The sequence below is a fragment of the Scardovia wiggsiae genome, assembly GCF_051045985.1.
In the GTDB taxonomy this organism is placed as follows: Bacteria; Actinomycetota; Actinomycetes; order Actinomycetales; family Bifidobacteriaceae; genus Scardovia; species Scardovia wiggsiae.
The window spans coordinates 248,061-262,583 of sequence record NZ_CP157350.1 but is presented as its reverse complement, the minus strand read 5'-3'; the positions used below and the strand labels follow the sequence as shown (position 1 = coordinate 262,583).

Annotated in this window: 15 protein-coding genes; 2 read left to right on the top strand and 13 right to left on the bottom strand. The window is 52.1% G+C overall.

Features of this window, described 5'->3' with window-relative positions; all coding sequences use genetic code 11:
- Positions 1-38: 38 nt before the first annotated feature.
- Positions 39-791 (bottom strand): GNAT family N-acetyltransferase, encoded by a 753-nt coding sequence (locus tag ABKA16_RS01060; RefSeq protein ID WP_380999620.1) that lies wholly within the window; start codon positions 789-791, stop codon positions 39-41.
- 203 nt (positions 792-994) lie between these two features.
- Here ABKA16_RS01060 and ABKA16_RS01055 point away from each other — a divergent pair, with 203 nt between their 5' ends.
- Entirely contained in the window at positions 995-1,207 is a 213-nt protein-coding gene (locus tag ABKA16_RS01055; protein ID WP_081482457.1) for an FmdB family zinc ribbon protein, read from the top strand.
- Between the two features lie 163 nt (positions 1,208-1,370).
- Here the strand turns inward: ABKA16_RS01055 and ABKA16_RS01050 are convergent, their stop codons facing one another.
- Positions 1,371-1,511 (bottom strand): hypothetical protein, encoded by a 141-nt coding sequence (locus ABKA16_RS01050; RefSeq protein WP_380999622.1) that lies wholly within the window; start codon positions 1,509-1,511, stop codon positions 1,371-1,373.
- Positions 1,512-1,799: 288 nt separating this feature from the next.
- On the opposite strand from ABKA16_RS01050, the gene ABKA16_RS01045 reads away from it, so the two are divergent.
- Positions 1,800-2,555, top strand: coding sequence for an SAF domain-containing protein (locus tag ABKA16_RS01045; protein ID WP_380999624.1), 756 nt, complete (start codon positions 1,800-1,802; stop codon positions 2,553-2,555).
- Between the two features lie 78 nt (positions 2,556-2,633).
- Here the strand turns inward: ABKA16_RS01045 and ABKA16_RS01040 are convergent, their stop codons facing one another.
- The 11 genes from ABKA16_RS01040 to ABKA16_RS00990 all read right to left on the bottom strand — a co-directional run bounded on the left by ABKA16_RS01040 (position 2,634) and on the right by ABKA16_RS00990 (position 14,453).
- Positions 2,634-2,954 (bottom strand): hypothetical protein, encoded by a 321-nt coding sequence (locus tag ABKA16_RS01040; protein ID WP_007147652.1) that lies wholly within the window; start codon positions 2,952-2,954, stop codon positions 2,634-2,636.
- A 9-nt stretch (positions 2,955-2,963) separates the two neighbouring features.
- On the bottom strand, positions 2,964-6,893 hold the full coding sequence (locus ABKA16_RS01035) for a helicase (protein WP_380999626.1): 3,930 nt from the start codon (positions 6,891-6,893) through the stop codon (positions 2,964-2,966).
- Positions 6,890-8,035, bottom strand: coding sequence for an FHA domain-containing protein (locus ABKA16_RS01030; RefSeq protein ID WP_380999627.1), 1,146 nt, complete (start codon positions 8,033-8,035; stop codon positions 6,890-6,892). Before ABKA16_RS01030 ends, ABKA16_RS01035 begins: the two co-directional genes overlap by 4 nt.
- A gap of 274 nt (positions 8,036-8,309) precedes the next feature.
- Positions 8,310-8,693 carry a 50S ribosomal protein L7/L12 gene (rplL, locus tag ABKA16_RS01025; protein WP_007147655.1) on the bottom strand — a complete coding sequence of 128 codons (384 nt, stop codon included), beginning with the start codon at positions 8,691-8,693 and terminating at the stop codon, positions 8,310-8,312.
- 105 nt (positions 8,694-8,798) lie between these two features.
- A complete protein-coding gene (rplJ, locus tag ABKA16_RS01020; protein WP_380999629.1) occupies positions 8,799-9,320 on the bottom strand; it encodes a 50S ribosomal protein L10 in 522 nt (173 codons plus the stop codon).
- Between the two features lie 213 nt (positions 9,321-9,533).
- A complete protein-coding gene (locus tag ABKA16_RS01015) occupies positions 9,534-9,866 on the bottom strand; it encodes a hypothetical protein (RefSeq protein ID WP_380999631.1) in 333 nt (110 codons plus the stop codon).
- A gap of 52 nt (positions 9,867-9,918) precedes the next feature.
- Positions 9,919-10,284 carry a hypothetical protein gene (locus ABKA16_RS01010; RefSeq protein ID WP_380999633.1) on the bottom strand — a complete coding sequence of 122 codons (366 nt, stop codon included), beginning with the start codon at positions 10,282-10,284 and terminating at the stop codon, positions 9,919-9,921.
- A gap of 2 nt (positions 10,285-10,286) precedes the next feature.
- Positions 10,287-11,555 carry a DUF2974 domain-containing protein gene (locus ABKA16_RS01005; protein ID WP_380999635.1) on the bottom strand — a complete coding sequence of 423 codons (1,269 nt, stop codon included), beginning with the start codon at positions 11,553-11,555 and terminating at the stop codon, positions 10,287-10,289.
- A gap of 43 nt (positions 11,556-11,598) precedes the next feature.
- The gene (locus ABKA16_RS01000) at positions 11,599-12,183 is read right to left on the bottom strand and encodes a DUF1310 family protein (RefSeq protein ID WP_380999637.1); all 585 of its coding nucleotides are present in this window, start codon (positions 12,181-12,183) and stop codon (positions 11,599-11,601) included.
- A 195-nt stretch (positions 12,184-12,378) separates the two neighbouring features.
- Positions 12,379-13,080 carry a 5'-methylthioadenosine/S-adenosylhomocysteine nucleosidase gene (gene mtnN, locus ABKA16_RS00995; protein ID WP_380999638.1) on the bottom strand — a complete coding sequence of 234 codons (702 nt, stop codon included), beginning with the start codon at positions 13,078-13,080 and terminating at the stop codon, positions 12,379-12,381.
- A gap of 41 nt (positions 13,081-13,121) precedes the next feature.
- Complete coding sequence (locus tag ABKA16_RS00990; RefSeq protein WP_380999640.1) at positions 13,122-14,453, bottom strand: C1 family peptidase; 1,332 nt, start codon at positions 14,451-14,453, stop codon at positions 13,122-13,124.
- Positions 14,454-14,523: the final 70 nt, after the last annotated feature.

Sequence of the window (14,523 nt, the reverse complement as noted above, 5' to 3'; positions counted from 1 at the left end):
TTGTCATTTACTGCGGTTTTTATCGGCGTGTCGCACAATTATTTATAAGGTTTTAATGATACGCGGGGAAACTCGTCGGAAAGCAGCGAAAATATCCGATGGTCCTGCCATCGCCCGTTAACATACATATACCGTTTTCTGACCCCTTCATCAGTAAAGCCGAGTTTCTGTGCCACACGCACCGATCGCGTATTTTCAGGGATCATATCTATCTCAAGGCGGTGAAGCCTGGGACCCGCCGGATCAAAAAAAGCCCAGTCGCTCAGAACCGCTGCGGCGCGCGGGATGTACCCATGTCCGGCCTGCGCCTGATCGATCCAGTACCCAATAATGCCGGAACGGATAGCCCCATATGTAACAGCGCCCAGCGAGATCTGCCCGATCAGGCTTCCCCTGTGGAATACGGCAAAAGTGCTGCCCCTGCCCTGCTTCTCTGACCTGCGGATACCCAGTACCCAGCTGCTGAACGTGAGCCCGGGATGATCCCGCCCTTCAGCAGCAGCCAGGGGGTTCCCCGATTCCCACGGGTCAAGCCATCCGGTATTACGCCATCTGACTGCATTCCACTGATCCTCAAAGCTGCTCTGCATGGGGCGCAGGGAAATGGCATCAGAAGGGTCATAATCATTGCGGATACCCTCAGGATAGGCCATTTTATAATATCGGCTCAGGACCCCTCCCTGCATTTCTCCGATCTGTTCAGGGAGATAAAAATGGGTATCGTCAGGATGCCTGGGATCAGGACGGACATGATGGTCCGCACTAAACAGTTCACGAAAAAACGACGGCATATATGTATAGTATTCTCGGTTCATGACGGTTTACGCTGCGGAAGCAGCTGCCGGAAGGGGATGCACGCTATAAGCCCCTCCTTCCGCCAGGACTCGGGAAATCCCTCAGTCCATGGGTTTACTAGGATAGTTTAGGGACATGTTTGCTCATGCAAAAGCCCGATAATGGCCGGAGCCTGTCAAAGCTGTGTTTAAGGGGAAAAATGCCAACATATCATTACTGCTGCAGGAATTGCGGATATGATTTTACCGAAGTCCGCTCTTTTAATGACGATCCTTTGACTCGATGCCCCAGATGCGGACAGGACCAGGTGCACCAGATATATTCTGCTGTGCCGATCAGTTTCAGGGGACATGGGTTCTATCGTACTGACAGAAGCTCCGGATCATCAGACACAGCATCCCATAAAGGGTAAGGCCTCTGTCCCGGCTTGTGCCCGCATAGGCCTGCACAGGCACTATTAACTTATCCACATAGCAACACGCCGGAAATATCAGGCATGTCTGTCATCCGACCACATTAGCGCCGAAAGGCTGCATGCACTACGGGATTGCTGTATACCTGTGTGTATGACTTCACTACAGCGGTTCCCCGACAGCCATCCCAGCTGCAGCAGCCTGCCCGCAGCCGGCAACAGGCCGGTGCTGTCCGGGCAATACAGCAACTGGGATATAAGGGGCCTGCGGGAGGGCAGCCTCGATAGGACAACGCTGGCGCATGTGTATCATAAAACCGGCAGTTCCCGTAAAAATTCTCGCAGAAAGCGGGATATGAACAAAAGGAAAGCGCTTCACAGCGAGGCACTGCATTATAGAGGGTCCTCCCGGCCGGGAGTATCCTCCAGGCCTGAAGGATATCCCCGGTCCCGTAAGGCCGGCAAGGCCTTTTCAGTTTTATTCTCGCGATTATCCTGTTCTCTGGACCCCCGGCGCAGGAACGGATCAAGATACAAAGCCCCGACAAATCTGGAAACCCGCAGGGCCCGCTATATCATACGCAGGATATCCATGTCTGTTTTGACCGGGCTTCTTGTATGGGGGATTTTGCAGTGCATACTGGCATTCCACGCACACGACACTGTTATTATTGCAAAGCATGATATTGCGCAGGGCACTGTGCTCCGGCCATCTGATATTACAGCTTCACGGATACCGGCAAACCCTCTTACAGCAAAAACAGCCCATACCCAGAGCGAGGCAGCCGGACGCATATCAAAAATACCTTTGAAAGCGGGGGATCCCGTACTCCTGGCTAGTATCACCGACGCGCCGCTGTACCCCAAGGAATACACCGTAATATCCGTCACCCCTGCAAGCGCAGTGCAGCCTCTCTCCCCCGGGCAGAAGGCAGACCTTGTGAGTACAGGACCATGCAGTCCGCAGGATCACCAAAAAGCCGATGCCGCAGATACCCCCGGCAGCCAGGATAAAACCGGCGGTGATAATAACAAGGGCGATAATAACGGGGGCGGTGCAGGCGATGAGAATGGCAATACTGATACTGGCGCGGATGACAGCGGGAACAGCAATATTCCGGCCAGCTACGATAACAGCGGCGGCGATACGGAAACCGCCGGCACATGCCTGATAGCAAAAGACGCAATAGTGGTAAAAACGCAGCAGGGCCAGAACCGCGGATTCGCGCTGACGGCCCAAAGCGACCCTAAAGCAGCGGTTTCCTTTGCCATGCCGGTAAAAAATGCTCTGGCTATAATGCGTTCAGAAACTCCGCCGCCTATCGTCATCACTAATATCCGTGACTGAGGCAGCAGCCGGTCTGGGACAGCGCGCAAAAGTGCAGAAAAAAATAAAAATAAAATAAACGGCACCCCGGCCTCCGCCTCACCGTTTTTCCGCGTCAAAAATCCCCCAGTGGGGAGGGAGCTCATTGAGGATCCGTTCCTCTTCATCGGCTTCACGCCAGCCTGCACCGCTGCTGTATACCGTATCCCCATCGGCAGCACGCATTCCGGATACTGATGCGCCTGATAAGCCGTCCATGCTGTCAGCATCAAACAGCTCAGCCCCTTTACGGACAACACGTTTATGCCTGCGACGCACAGGCGCACGGCCGGTCCCGCCGCTGCCGGCAGCTTCACTGTCCCTGGCCTTACCGCTGCCGGAGTTGACGCCGGCAGGGCTTTCGGACTCTGTATCCATCATATTCACGATTCAGGAAGCCTTTCCATGAGCAGCTGTACTGGAACCGCTCCCGGGCCTCTGCTGCTTTCCGGAACTCCTGCCGGAATGCCTGCTGCTTTCATCCCCGCTGGAATCCCTGCCGGAAACTTCGGGCTCCTTCTCAGGATTGCCATCAGAGCCGGTATCGGAACCGCTTCCGGGGCCTTTGCCGGAGCCGGAAGCCCTGTTGCCCTTATGGTTCCCTTTATTTTTATCATTGTACTTCCCGTCATAAGCATTGGCGAGGTACGCAACTATCCGGTCCACTTCTTTATCGGGGTCAACGAACATGCCGACGCTCCACACGTACATAACCGACCATCCGAGCATTTCCAGCTTTTCAATGTTAAAACGGTGCCGTACCCGCGCAGATGCGGTATCCATAAACCGCGCATCATCCGTGCATACAGCAAGCGTATAAGGCTTGTCCGGCAGACCGACAACAAGCGGTATGCGATCCCCGCGGTTATACCCATAATTCATGCTGACGTTCAAGCCGCGCTGTCTGATACGCCGTGCGAGATCAGACAGAAGCGCTTCAGAATCATCGCTATGTTCGCATGGTAAAGCATAATCAGCAATATCCTCTGCGGAGCCGGACAGCTCCTGCGCCCAGGCAAGGAGCCGCTTAAGCAGCAGCGGGCCATCCCTGCGGATACGCTCATCCCTCATATCTGAAGCCTTGAACGTAGTGACAATATCCAGGTCATGCTCGGCCAGGGCCAGCGCGTCAAGAAGCATAGCATCCGCATGCGGGCGCTCAAGAGCGCCAAACTGCTGCAGCAGCACACCCTGGCTGTTTTTGCCGAAGCTCACAGAAAGGATCACATCTGCAGCACGCATGCCTGCAATCTGATCAATAGTGATGATCTGTATATGCCTGACGAAATTCAGCAGATCACTGTGCCCTGCAGTACGGGACTTCAATTCCGCTCCAAGGCGGATCCTCTGGGTATCCGTAAGGCAGACGATGCACAGCCTGTATGACGCAGGGATATGGCCAAGTTCTCTGGACTTCTTCTCAACAATATCCGCAACAGCTTCTACTTCCCTTCCCGTACTTTCTACAGCACCGGTAGACGTTGACGCCATCCCGTTCGCGGCCACAAAGTGGTATGCAACACGGCCTCTGGCAAAATCAGTTGCCAGCGACGGGGTCTCGTTGTTATACCCGTTATTGCGCAGGAAAGCACTCAACCGTATATCACGGGCATCCCGTGAGCTCCCGCGGGTACGGGATTCTACTGAGGGGAGCAGGTGTATAAGTTCCCTGACAGATTCAGAGGAAACCGTATTCTCATGCGCAATAACTATAACACTTTTCGCCCGGGCAAGGATACTGAGTATCTCCAAAGGATGGGTATGTGCAGAAGTATCGATCACAGCAACATCCGCAAGCTGTTTTAACGGTGTCGATGAAGCGAGCGCTGCTGCAGTCGCCACCATGATCGGCTTGGCAGCATTGATGATATCGCCATATTCATTATGGAGCCGCTCAAAGCCAACAGAATTCCTGCTTGCCAGCAGTGTATGCAGCTGGTTCGCCTCCTGGGTCCTTGAATAAAGGATCTCCGAAAGGCGGCGGGTGAGTTCCTGGCTGACCATACCGCCGATACTGCGCACATGCTCAGTATCGATCTGTATAAACCGTTCCGTAACGGACGACAGTGTTGCACCATCCTGATTGGAAATAATTGGGGAAGACTTTACTATATCCTCAAAAACCGTAGTCCACCAGGACAGGAGAAGTTCGGCGGGGGCATTCTGAGGCTCCAGCTGGCGGCTGCGGAAATCTTCGACCAGTTCTGCAAGGCCAAGGCTGCTGCACTCATCCATCAGCCGGGTACGCTCAGGAAGGGTATCCAATGCACGGTGGTCATCAAAAAGCCTGCGCAGCCTGCTTTCAAGGTCAACGAACTCCATACTTTCGAGCCCCGCCCCTTCCGGCGTACCTGACAGCACGGCATCAAGGGCAGTGATATCACGTTCAAGGTTTTCCTGGGCCTCAACAATATCATCAAGTTTATTGGGAAGGACCGGCCAGCCTCCGCGCGGCACAAAATTACGCCACTGCTGGGCCTGTTCAGCAACCACTGCAAGCGCATCATACAGGCTGTCCACACGGGCACCGGGACGGAGCAGGCTTTTGGCCTCTTTCGTGAGCCTCCTGCGATCCCAGAAACTGAGGTCAGTACCGTCAGCCTTCCGCCCTTCCTTAGGCCGTACCGCCTCAAGCATAGAATCTATATCCCGCTCGAAAACAGCTGGCTGGAACACATCAAGCACCCTGCGCAGATTAGACAGGACAGCCACCTGGCGTGACCATTCCTGTACATTATGGGCAATAGGGAAACCGCATGTTTCTACAGTCCTCTGTATCTGCTCCCGGATACGGGGAAGAAGGGTATCCAGCAATTCGACTACACGCTGGTACGCTTTGATGGCATCATCTTCGCTGCGCAGGGATGCCCCGTACCACGCGGTATCATCAGGGCCAATGATATATCCGCCTAACTGCCCCAGGCGGACAAGCTTTTTGCCCCACTCCTCTTCCCTGCCTATCATTTCATGCGCAGCGGAAGGTTTTAAGCGCACATGCGTTGAAGGGTGCATAGGCAAAGCGGATATCCTGGCGAGGTTTTCCAAAGTCTCAAAGGCAGATACCCCCCACACTGCATTTGTGCTGTGGAGATCACCCAGATAACGGCTGAGGCGCGCCCTTATCCCCACAAGCTCATCCGAGACCTGCTCAAAATGGCTGCCTGCGGTACCCTGCTGAAAGCCTACAGCGCTGATAAGCTGACGGTCTATAGAAGCGTTGAAACCTTTATCCGATATATCGGCAACAAGGTTATCAACCCCATGCACTGCAGCCTGATGGATAAACTGCTGCTTCTGGTACGATACCCCCGGAGCGTACAGAACCGTTTTCCCGCCCATAGCAATACGGGTCGTTATAGCAAGGGCATTCTCGGCAGCATCCATGTTGGCGCTCATCAGCAGCGCCATTGACTGGCCGTTATTCGCCGCCTGCGCTGCATACCGCGTTTCATTATCCACATCGCCTGCGCCCACCTCATCATGCGGATCACCATCAAAAGGGCTGAACCCGGGCATATCCGGCTGGCGGAGGGATTCCCTGGCAGCTTCAATGCCCGCCAGCGCGTCCAGTACCGTGTTGCCGGTTTCCCCGCTTATCTCATCATTGATGATCGACCGGGCATCATTAAGCACAAGTGTGGAGGTCTGGATAAAATTGCCGATTATGATATCGCGCTCAACGGCGAAATCCGGCAACTTATCGCCCACCTGCTGTGTGATCGCTTCGTATAGCCGTGCAGATTCTTCCAGTACGCTGGAATATTCAAAACTGTCGAGTATATCATCGACTTCAAGCCTCACGCCGGCATTCTTCATAGCAGCAGCGAATACTTCATTGAGCTCGGCATTACCGCTGATAGATATTTTTGCGCGGAACAGCGAACTGCTGTTTTCATCTGGGATCACTTCAATGGGATACAGGACTATAGGCATACGGCGGCTGCCGGCCCATGTAGCAATGCCCATACTCATTGACAGGAAAGCTGCGCCGTTATTTTTCTGGTTTTCGTCCCTTTCGGCAAGCACACGTCCCAGCCGGCGCCCGCCGGCAGTTAAAGATGCCGTATCGCGGAAAAGGCTGTCAAGCCGGACGCTTTTATTGACAAGGAACTGCGACATGCCCGCAGGATGGGCGCCGCCCATGTCAAGACGGCTGCGCAGGCGCAGGATATCTTCAACAGGCGTCGTGCCGTGGATCGCATGGTAATCCCTGTACCACGAACGCATAGCATCAAGTGCGGCTTCACGTACTGAGGCCCTCTCCTCTGTGGCAGTACCGGCAGAGGTTTCCTTATCAGCAGTGTTTTCGTTTCCGGTCATGAGTCCTGTTCTTCCTGCTTTTGCCATGCCTTATAACCAATATTATTTCTTAAAGCCTTATCAATATCCGCATCCCCCAGCGCCTCAAGCCAGGCATAAAGGTCACCGTACAATGTTGTATTGAGTGCGAGGAACCGCAGAAGCTTAGGCTGACGGGCTATTTCAAACTGTTTTTCAAAATCCCCGGTATGCTTCGCGTCGTCAGAGGTGAATCCGCCAGCTTCAACAGTTTCTTCTTTGCGGCTGAACTCTCCGCGCGACAGGCGGTCGAATACAGAGCCCGGCTCAAATACCGGCTTATATTCCGGTGCCCCTGAGCCGGCCGTCCCGGTCTCAGAAGGGTCAGCTTCCTGCGGATGCGGGCGGTATTTGAGGTCAGGGTCCTGCGGCGCAGCATCATGATGCTCTGCCTGCTGCCCGCCCTGCTGTGCTTTGCCATCCTGCTCACGCCGTCCGGCATCATCTGTTTCAGCAGGCTGGCCAGTTTCAGCGGACTGGCCAGTTTCCATGCCATGCTCTCCATCAGTGCTGACCCCTGCATTCCGGGCACGGCCACCGCTAACGGCAGTGTCATGTATGCGGCTGAAAGGGCTGGGATCCTGCTTCATAGCATGGAACATCTGTGTCGGTTCGCCCTGGCGCACATCAAGGATGTCATCTACTGACATCCTCACACCTCCATGGGCATCATCCTGACGGACCGATGATGCATATGAAAACAGGCTGGATACTGCCGCCATAGGCTGGGAAACAGGTTCAGGCTCTTCATATGCAACAACGGGGACGGCATCCACCGGGACATCCCCCAGCTGCAGATGCACAGTTTCTGCAGGCAGGTCAAAAGGGATATCCGCGACTATCCGCCACAGATCGTCATTGGCAGTAACGACATATGTGCCGTTAGTGGAATCAAGGTCTTCCACGGTTGCGTTGCCTGCCTCATCAGCAGTGAAAAGCGCATGGCGCTTTGAAACCGATTTCGTATCATCGATAATATCCAGGCGGGTGCGGCCTTCCTCTTCGGGCAGAGGGCGTATCGGTTTCCTCCCGATGACAAGGGACTGGCCGGGCCGGACCCGTGCAACATTTTTATTGCCTACCCGTATATCCCATTCAGCCGGTCCAGCTGAGTTATCTGCCATGCCACGCCTTCCGCTTAGAAATACTTACAAGTCTCCACTACAATTGTGGCATACCCTCCAGAACAGCACTGCAAAACGCTGAATAAGTGCAAAGTCTGCAAAACTGGCATGGCTGTATACATAGGAACAGGCAAAAGCTATTTACAGTGCAGGCTATGGATCTGCGTCCCATACCGCCCCATACTCCTCCCGGCAGAAAGAAAAAACACCTGTAAAAATAAAACCCCGATATCCGTACAAGATACCGGGGAATGTAAACCTGTTAAAGAAGAAACTACTTGAGTTCGACGGTTGCGCCTGCTTCTTCGAGTGAAGCCTTCGCTTTGTCTGCGTCTTCCTTGTTTGCGTTCTCAAGAACGTTTGCCGGAGCGCCGTCAACAAGGGCCTTAGCCTCAGCAAGGCCGAGGTTGGTCAGAGCACGGACAGCCTTGATTACCGGGATCTTCTTGTCGCCTACAGAAGAAAGGACTACAGTAAACTCGGTCTTTTCTTCTTCAGCAGCGGCAGCGCCGGCAGCTGGGGCAGCAGCAACAGCGGCTACAGGGGCAGCAGCCTCAACATCGAATTCTTCTTCAAACTTCTTTACGAACTCAGAGAGTTCTACAAGTGTCATTTCCTTGAAAGCATCAAGGAGCTCATCGCTAGAGAGCTTAGCCATAATCGGCTTCCTTTCTTTTGGGGCACCCGTTACGGGATGCCTGCATCTTTTATATACAGCTGTATGTGCGTGCGTATATTTTCACATGGAAATACCGCACTGCAGTCAGGCAGCCTTCTCCTGCTTCTCACGCAAAGCATCAACTGTGCGGACTGCCTTGGTAGGCAGAGCGACAAATGCGTATGCAGCCTTAGACATGGTACCCTTCAGGGCGCCAGCCATCTTAGCAAGAAGAGTCTCGCGGGATTCGAGATCTGCGAGTTTGTCAACACCTTCAGCGTCATACACGGTCCCGTCTGCGAAACCGCCTTTGACGATGAGCTGCTTGTTATCTTTGGCAAAGTCACGCAGGACCTTAGCGGCTTCAACGTAATCGCCTTTTACGAAAGTTATAGCAGACGGGCCTTTGAGCATATCGTCAAAGCCTTCAATGCCTGCTTCTTTCGCAGCAATACGTGCCAGCGTGTTCTTTGCGACGTTATAGGTGGTATCGTTGCCAAGCTTTTCGCGCAAATCAGAGATCTGCGGAACGCTCAGGCCGCGATACTCGGTGAGGTAGATCGCATCAGCATCACGGAACTTATCCGTAAGCTTGGAGATCACCTCTCCCTTTTCGGGCCTTCTCATTGGCATTTCCTTCCTATTATCACGTTGCTGTCCGCAGAAAACCAGACCAGGGCAATAAAAAAGCCCTGCACACAGGCAGAGCATACAAACCGCGGGTCAGCACCCGCTTATTCCTATTCTCAACCTGCGCTGGCCGCATCTGCGATTGTTGGGGATACCCAACCAACGGTCTGTGGTTTACAAGTAGGAATTGTACACAACGGTACGGATAAACTACGGGCGCGCGCCGCGGCAGGGTGCCCGTAACTTACCATTCTCTGCTGTCTTCAGTGCTTTTTGAAGGCTCCCGATCCTTTCGGTATATGATTCCCTCGCAGCCTTGCTGAATTTACCCTCAAGATAGCCCTCCATAAGGCTAACCTCCGAGTTAAAATCATCAATTGCCCCGCTGAGGACATCTGACATTCCTCCAGGGAATATCATCCTGAGCCTCATCAATCTTTGCTCAATAAGTGCAGAACCGCTCTGCCCCACAAAAGTATACTCATTACGTTTGGTGTAATCCTGAATATCTACATCCGAAACCAATGCTTTATTAATATTCATAATATATCTTTCTGTTTTAACTGTTTAACACAATATTATTATTTATTCTGTTTTACTGTTTACCCTTCTTTTCCATAGACTGCTCTTCCATCCTTCTGATCTCAATGATTATTTCATCACGCTGCTGCTCTGCAAGCGATACCTCTCTCATATTATTGTCCCGCAGCCACTGCAGATAGGGGGCTGCAAATGCCATAATACCGGATGCAGCATCGGGGAAACGCTCGCACAGCTTCGCTGAAGCTTCCTCCCATCCATCGATAAGCCTGCTTTTCTGCTGCGCAAGTTCTTCTGCCTGCTCAAAACTGCGCTGGACATCATACATAGTATGTTCCAGGTGCTCCTCACTGGAAGAACACTCCGGGCAATCCTTGTGATCCAGGATATCGCAGATAGGGAGGGTCATATAATTATCCATCTTTACCTTCCCCCAAAGGTAGGGCCGCGCTGAGGAAGAATGCCAATATTATAATTCTCGATATTCCTCCCAAGACTGCTATCTTTCTCAACCAGTTTGGCAATGCCCGCTTTTACCTGTTCGCCTGTATCACGCATTTTCCTACACTCCTGTTTCACTGCCCTTTCTAACTTATCTATGCTTTCTTTCACTTTGCCCATAAATGCCTCTTTGCTCCACCCCACAGCCTCCAAAGCTGAGATGATTTCTTCGTCGGACAAGTGGGATGCATAGCACACGTGTAGATTGTTTACTATACCTGCCCAATCAGATTCGGCTTCCCCCAATGCTTTATCCTTCAAAGCCTGCATGTGGAATTCCAACGAATCTATCTGGGAATCAATAGCTTTTACAACCGCACAGGCCTGTATCGCATCTATAAATATCCTCTCACTCGATGGAAGCCGGTACATCCCAATAGCACTGGGATAATACCCTTTTAAGGTATTTATAGAAATACGCTCCATATCTTTGATAGAATCGGATTCCAGTACAATTTTCCCGTCTTTGGTGAACTGGTAGCCTCCCCAATTATGCTGCCTGCCGATATAATCCCCAATATCTTTCCCGCCAGCAAAAGCGCTGTCAACATAAAAAGTATTGCCAATAACATGATCCGGATCTACATAGCCGAAAGGGACAATATCCCTGTGATCAAGATAATTATTGATCTTATTCCTGTACTTGTCCACCCGTCTCCGTTTTTCATCGTCCAAAACATTATAAACATTCGGCCCTTCATACAGCCACGCGCCTTTAAGACGGGATGCCTCCTGTGTACTCAAAGATGCAATGGCATACTGCCCATCCATTGACCCCAAAGAATGGCCATAAACCTCAAAAGAGTACCCCTTATTCTCAGCCAGTACCTTCTTCGTAAACGCTGCTGCCCTCTCCAGCTGGGGAGTAGCACCCTTGCCGTCAACGATATGCTTGCCCCACATCGGCCAATCATTGCCGCTCCAATCTTTGCTGTTAAACATACTTCCCTGTGAGCCCTGGAAGATTATGCGGATAGTCTTCGTTTTCTCATCTTTAATAGCAACGGCATCCAGGCCGGTAGGGTCGTCACCCTCAACATTGTCACGTCCGCGGACAACCTTAACGACCGTACCCAAAGAGGTTTTGCCTTTATCAATACTAGTCTCAGTCCCTAAGATATAATTTTCATCATTATATGCTTCCTGAGTTATCTTTTTACGCTGAAGATCGGTAAACTCCTGAGCTGCCATAAGCCAACCCTTCTACTTTTGAAATATATATAATGGACTATCTTTATTTTTTGTCTAAATAATCTTTGCCATACCGCGCCTCTAGCAGAGCAACAAGCCCGCCGCTAGTAGTACCCCCATCGTCAGTAAGCTGCCCGTCAGGATGGTCATGGTCAAATGTGTAAGAAGGCTTATCAATAACAAAGCTTACAACTAAAGTAACATCATCATTAATAATGATACTAAAAGAAAAGCCTGCCATCGGATTGTTCTTAATAGATGAATCATTGATCCTATACGATTTAATAACCCCCGTATCAGTAAAAGCACTGGGATCAATATATTTAAGGCGCTCTTCGATAAGCTTCCTGCACTCCTCGGAATGGGCAATCTTACGGTACTCCTGAAGATGCTCTTCTTCCTTCTGGATCCGGGCCTGTTCCTGATGATGAAATACCTGATTCACTACTGTATAACCTCCAATACCAAGCAGAGCCAAAACAGCTATCACGATAATGGCCGCATGCCACCCTTTCAAATGCGGACGCCGCACATCAGCTCCGGCCGCCAGGGGGCCGGCAGGCGCCCAGGGACTGTCCGCTTCCCCGGGAGAGGGGTTTATATTATCCGTACCGTTGATATCAGTCATATACCCTGCTTCTTTAGTGCTAAACCACTGCTTATACGTATAAGTATAACACCATTCCAGGCGCCAAAGCCCGGCTGAACAGAATATATGAATCAAATCACAAAACCCTTATCCCCAATCCTGTTGCTTCCCGCCGATACAGCACCGGTCTTCCCAACACCTAAGCCAGCCGGGGATCTGCATATCTATGCACTGTCAGGACAGCGCCTTGATGATCCCTACAACTACCCTTGCAGCAGTATGGGCATATTCGCTGATATCAAAATCCCTGAACTTTTCGTATTCCGTATCCGCGTTATCGCTCAGCGCTCGGATCACGAGTGCAGGGGTATCATTCCTGGCTGCAACATGGCATACTGCAGCCCCCTCCATCTCGGCCACATCAGCCCGGGTCTGGGACCTGACATCAGCAATCCTATCTGCGCCTTCAATAAAACGGTTGCCGGAAGCAATAATGCCTTCCCTATGATGTATCCCCATACTGCTGAGCACATCGGAAGCGATCCCCATAAGGCGGGGATCGGAATGGTATTCGCTCAGCCCGGGATAGGCCTGGCCGATAAGCGCCATGTCAGAATCAAGGTATCTCAGCGTTTTGCCGAGCACAACATCATTGATATGGAGATCCGGGCTGAGATTCCCGCCTATACCGGAAAAAATAACAGCTTCAGGTGCAAAAGCGTCAATCATATATTGCGCTGCAGATGCGGCATTGACAAGGCCCATCCCGGCAACAGCCGCAGCAACACCAATCGGGCCCGATGCAGAAGCAATATCCCCCAGGGCTATATCCAGGCCCGCCGCATGCATATGCGTCAGGTCCTGCAGCGACTGGGAGATAAGCTCAACCTCCTCATCAAGGGCGCCGATAACAGCAACCATCCTGCGCTGCTGCATACACCGGGGCGGGCCTTTCTTGTTCACGTCCGTTTCCAGCCTTATGCGAGCGCCCCCATCGGATCCCACGCAGGGAGCATCAGCGGCGGCTTCGTGAGGGCTTCCTGATATTCTGCGGGCAGCATGGACTTAGGCACAGCCACTTCATAAACATATTCGTCGAACCACGGATCATCCATAGTGAAATAGCCTTTATCGGCGATCTCCGTGCCCCATGAATTCTCAACGCGCCAGCGCCGTGTAGCACCGGAATCGTCTACATCTACGCCGTCGAACGCCATCGCATGGTTCATAGCGGATTCGCCGAACCGTACCCGTTCCTCCTTGCTGAGGTTGAAATCGAAATCATACACATGGTTATATTCAAAAAGGTCAGTCGCCCATGCACCGCTGTCGCGGTCCATCATCGGATGACAGTCAGCGCCAAACCATACAGGGATACCCTGCTCTGTCAGGATCTTTTTGACGCAGCCTTTCATGAATTGAGTATCTACATTCAGATAAGCCGTTGGCGTACCGCCAACAACATTCCCCAGATGCTCGATCCCGATCATCTGCCCTTTCGGATGCTCCCTGCGGGGATCATCAACAAGGCACACGTAGTCTTCCAGGCCTGCGGTCACATACTTCTTCCAGAACCCTACAGGCGTAAGGGTCCCGTCGCGGTGGAATGTACCGTCTTCGTCCGTCCACTCCCAGTCAAATTCAGTTGGAGGGGTGCCCAGATGTATTGTCAGGATACGGTGGCATGCTGCCAGGGCATTCTGCACAATATCAGCTGAACGGGAAGGCTCCTCGAACATGTGCGCTACCGCCTGATGCAGAACGCTGCGCAGCTGATGGTTCATCTCCCCGGTATTTCCGGATGACTCGGTTTCCGGATAGAGGTCACGCGGGACAGCGCCATACTTGGTATAGATATTCATAGCCATTGTCCACTGGCCGCCGTCGCCCATAACATCGCCAAGCATAAACTGGATAAGCCGGGAATCACTTTTCTCACCCTGTTCTACAAGCCCTCTGACATCCTGAAGGAAGTAGTTGACACGTTCCAGCTTGTCGTAATACATCGCATAGTTTTGGGAAAACTCAAATTCTTTAAGGCCCAGATTCTTTTTCGCCACAAACCGCGCTACGTTCAGCGAGCTGAACAGCCAGCAGCGCCCGGATCTCTTCTGGTTCGTTGCAGGACCGTTATCAACTATCGTTGAGAACCTCCGCTGGAGCAGGCGGGCCCGGTTATAATTCTTCGCCGCCTTATTGATTCCCGAAGATGTAACAGCATTCATTGCAAGACGGTTCTCAGAACGGGCGTTGAAACTGTCCTGCAGCCCGGAAAGCTTTTGGCTGTCTAATGGTTTGAACTCAGTCATGTTTACCTTTCATTACTTTTTACCGCATATTTTGCGCAGCCAGTTGCATGGCCAATTTTAACGTAACGTT

Excerpts from the sequence above, each read along its gene's own strand:
- ABKA16_RS01005 (WP_380999635.1), bottom strand. The coding sequence starts at position 11,555 with ATGGCAGCTCAGGAGTTTACCGATCTTCAGCGTAAAAAGATAACTCAG.
- ABKA16_RS01045 (WP_380999624.1), top strand. The coding sequence starts at position 1,800 with ATGTCTGTTTTGACCGGGCTTCTTGTATGGGGGATTTTGCAGTGCATA.
- ABKA16_RS01015 (WP_380999631.1), bottom strand. The coding sequence starts at position 9,866 with ATGAATATTAATAAAGCATTGGTTTCGGATGTAGATATTCAGGATTAC.
- ABKA16_RS01000 (WP_380999637.1), bottom strand. The coding sequence starts at position 12,183 with ATGACTGATATCAACGGTACGGATAATATAAACCCCTCTCCCGGGGAA.
- ABKA16_RS01050 (WP_380999622.1), bottom strand. The coding sequence starts at position 1,511 with ATGCGCCAGCGTTGTCCTATCGAGGCTGCCCTCCCGCAGGCCCCTTAT.
- rplL (WP_007147655.1), bottom strand. The coding sequence starts at position 8,693 with ATGGCTAAGCTCTCTAGCGATGAGCTCCTTGATGCTTTCAAGGAAATG.
- mtnN (WP_380999638.1), bottom strand. The coding sequence starts at position 13,080 with ATGCAGCAGCGCAGGATGGTTGCTGTTATCGGCGCCCTTGATGAGGAG.
- ABKA16_RS01040 (WP_007147652.1), bottom strand. The coding sequence starts at position 2,954 with ATGATGGATACAGAGTCCGAAAGCCCTGCCGGCGTCAACTCCGGCAGC.
- ABKA16_RS01010 (WP_380999633.1), bottom strand. The coding sequence starts at position 10,284 with ATGGATAATTATATGACCCTCCCTATCTGCGATATCCTGGATCACAAG.
- ABKA16_RS01035 (WP_380999626.1), bottom strand. The coding sequence starts at position 6,893 with ATGACCGGAAACGAAAACACTGCTGATAAGGAAACCTCTGCCGGTACT.
- ABKA16_RS01060 (WP_380999620.1), bottom strand. The coding sequence starts at position 791 with ATGCCGTCGTTTTTTCGTGAACTGTTTAGTGCGGACCATCATGTCCGT.
- ABKA16_RS00990 (WP_380999640.1), bottom strand. The coding sequence starts at position 14,453 with ATGACTGAGTTCAAACCATTAGACAGCCAAAAGCTTTCCGGGCTGCAG.
- ABKA16_RS01030 (WP_380999627.1), bottom strand. The coding sequence starts at position 8,035 with ATGGCAGATAACTCAGCTGGACCGGCTGAATGGGATATACGGGTAGGC.
- rplJ (WP_380999629.1), bottom strand. The coding sequence starts at position 9,320 with ATGAGAAGGCCCGAAAAGGGAGAGGTGATCTCCAAGCTTACGGATAAG.
- ABKA16_RS01055 (WP_081482457.1), top strand. The coding sequence starts at position 995 with ATGCCAACATATCATTACTGCTGCAGGAATTGCGGATATGATTTTACC.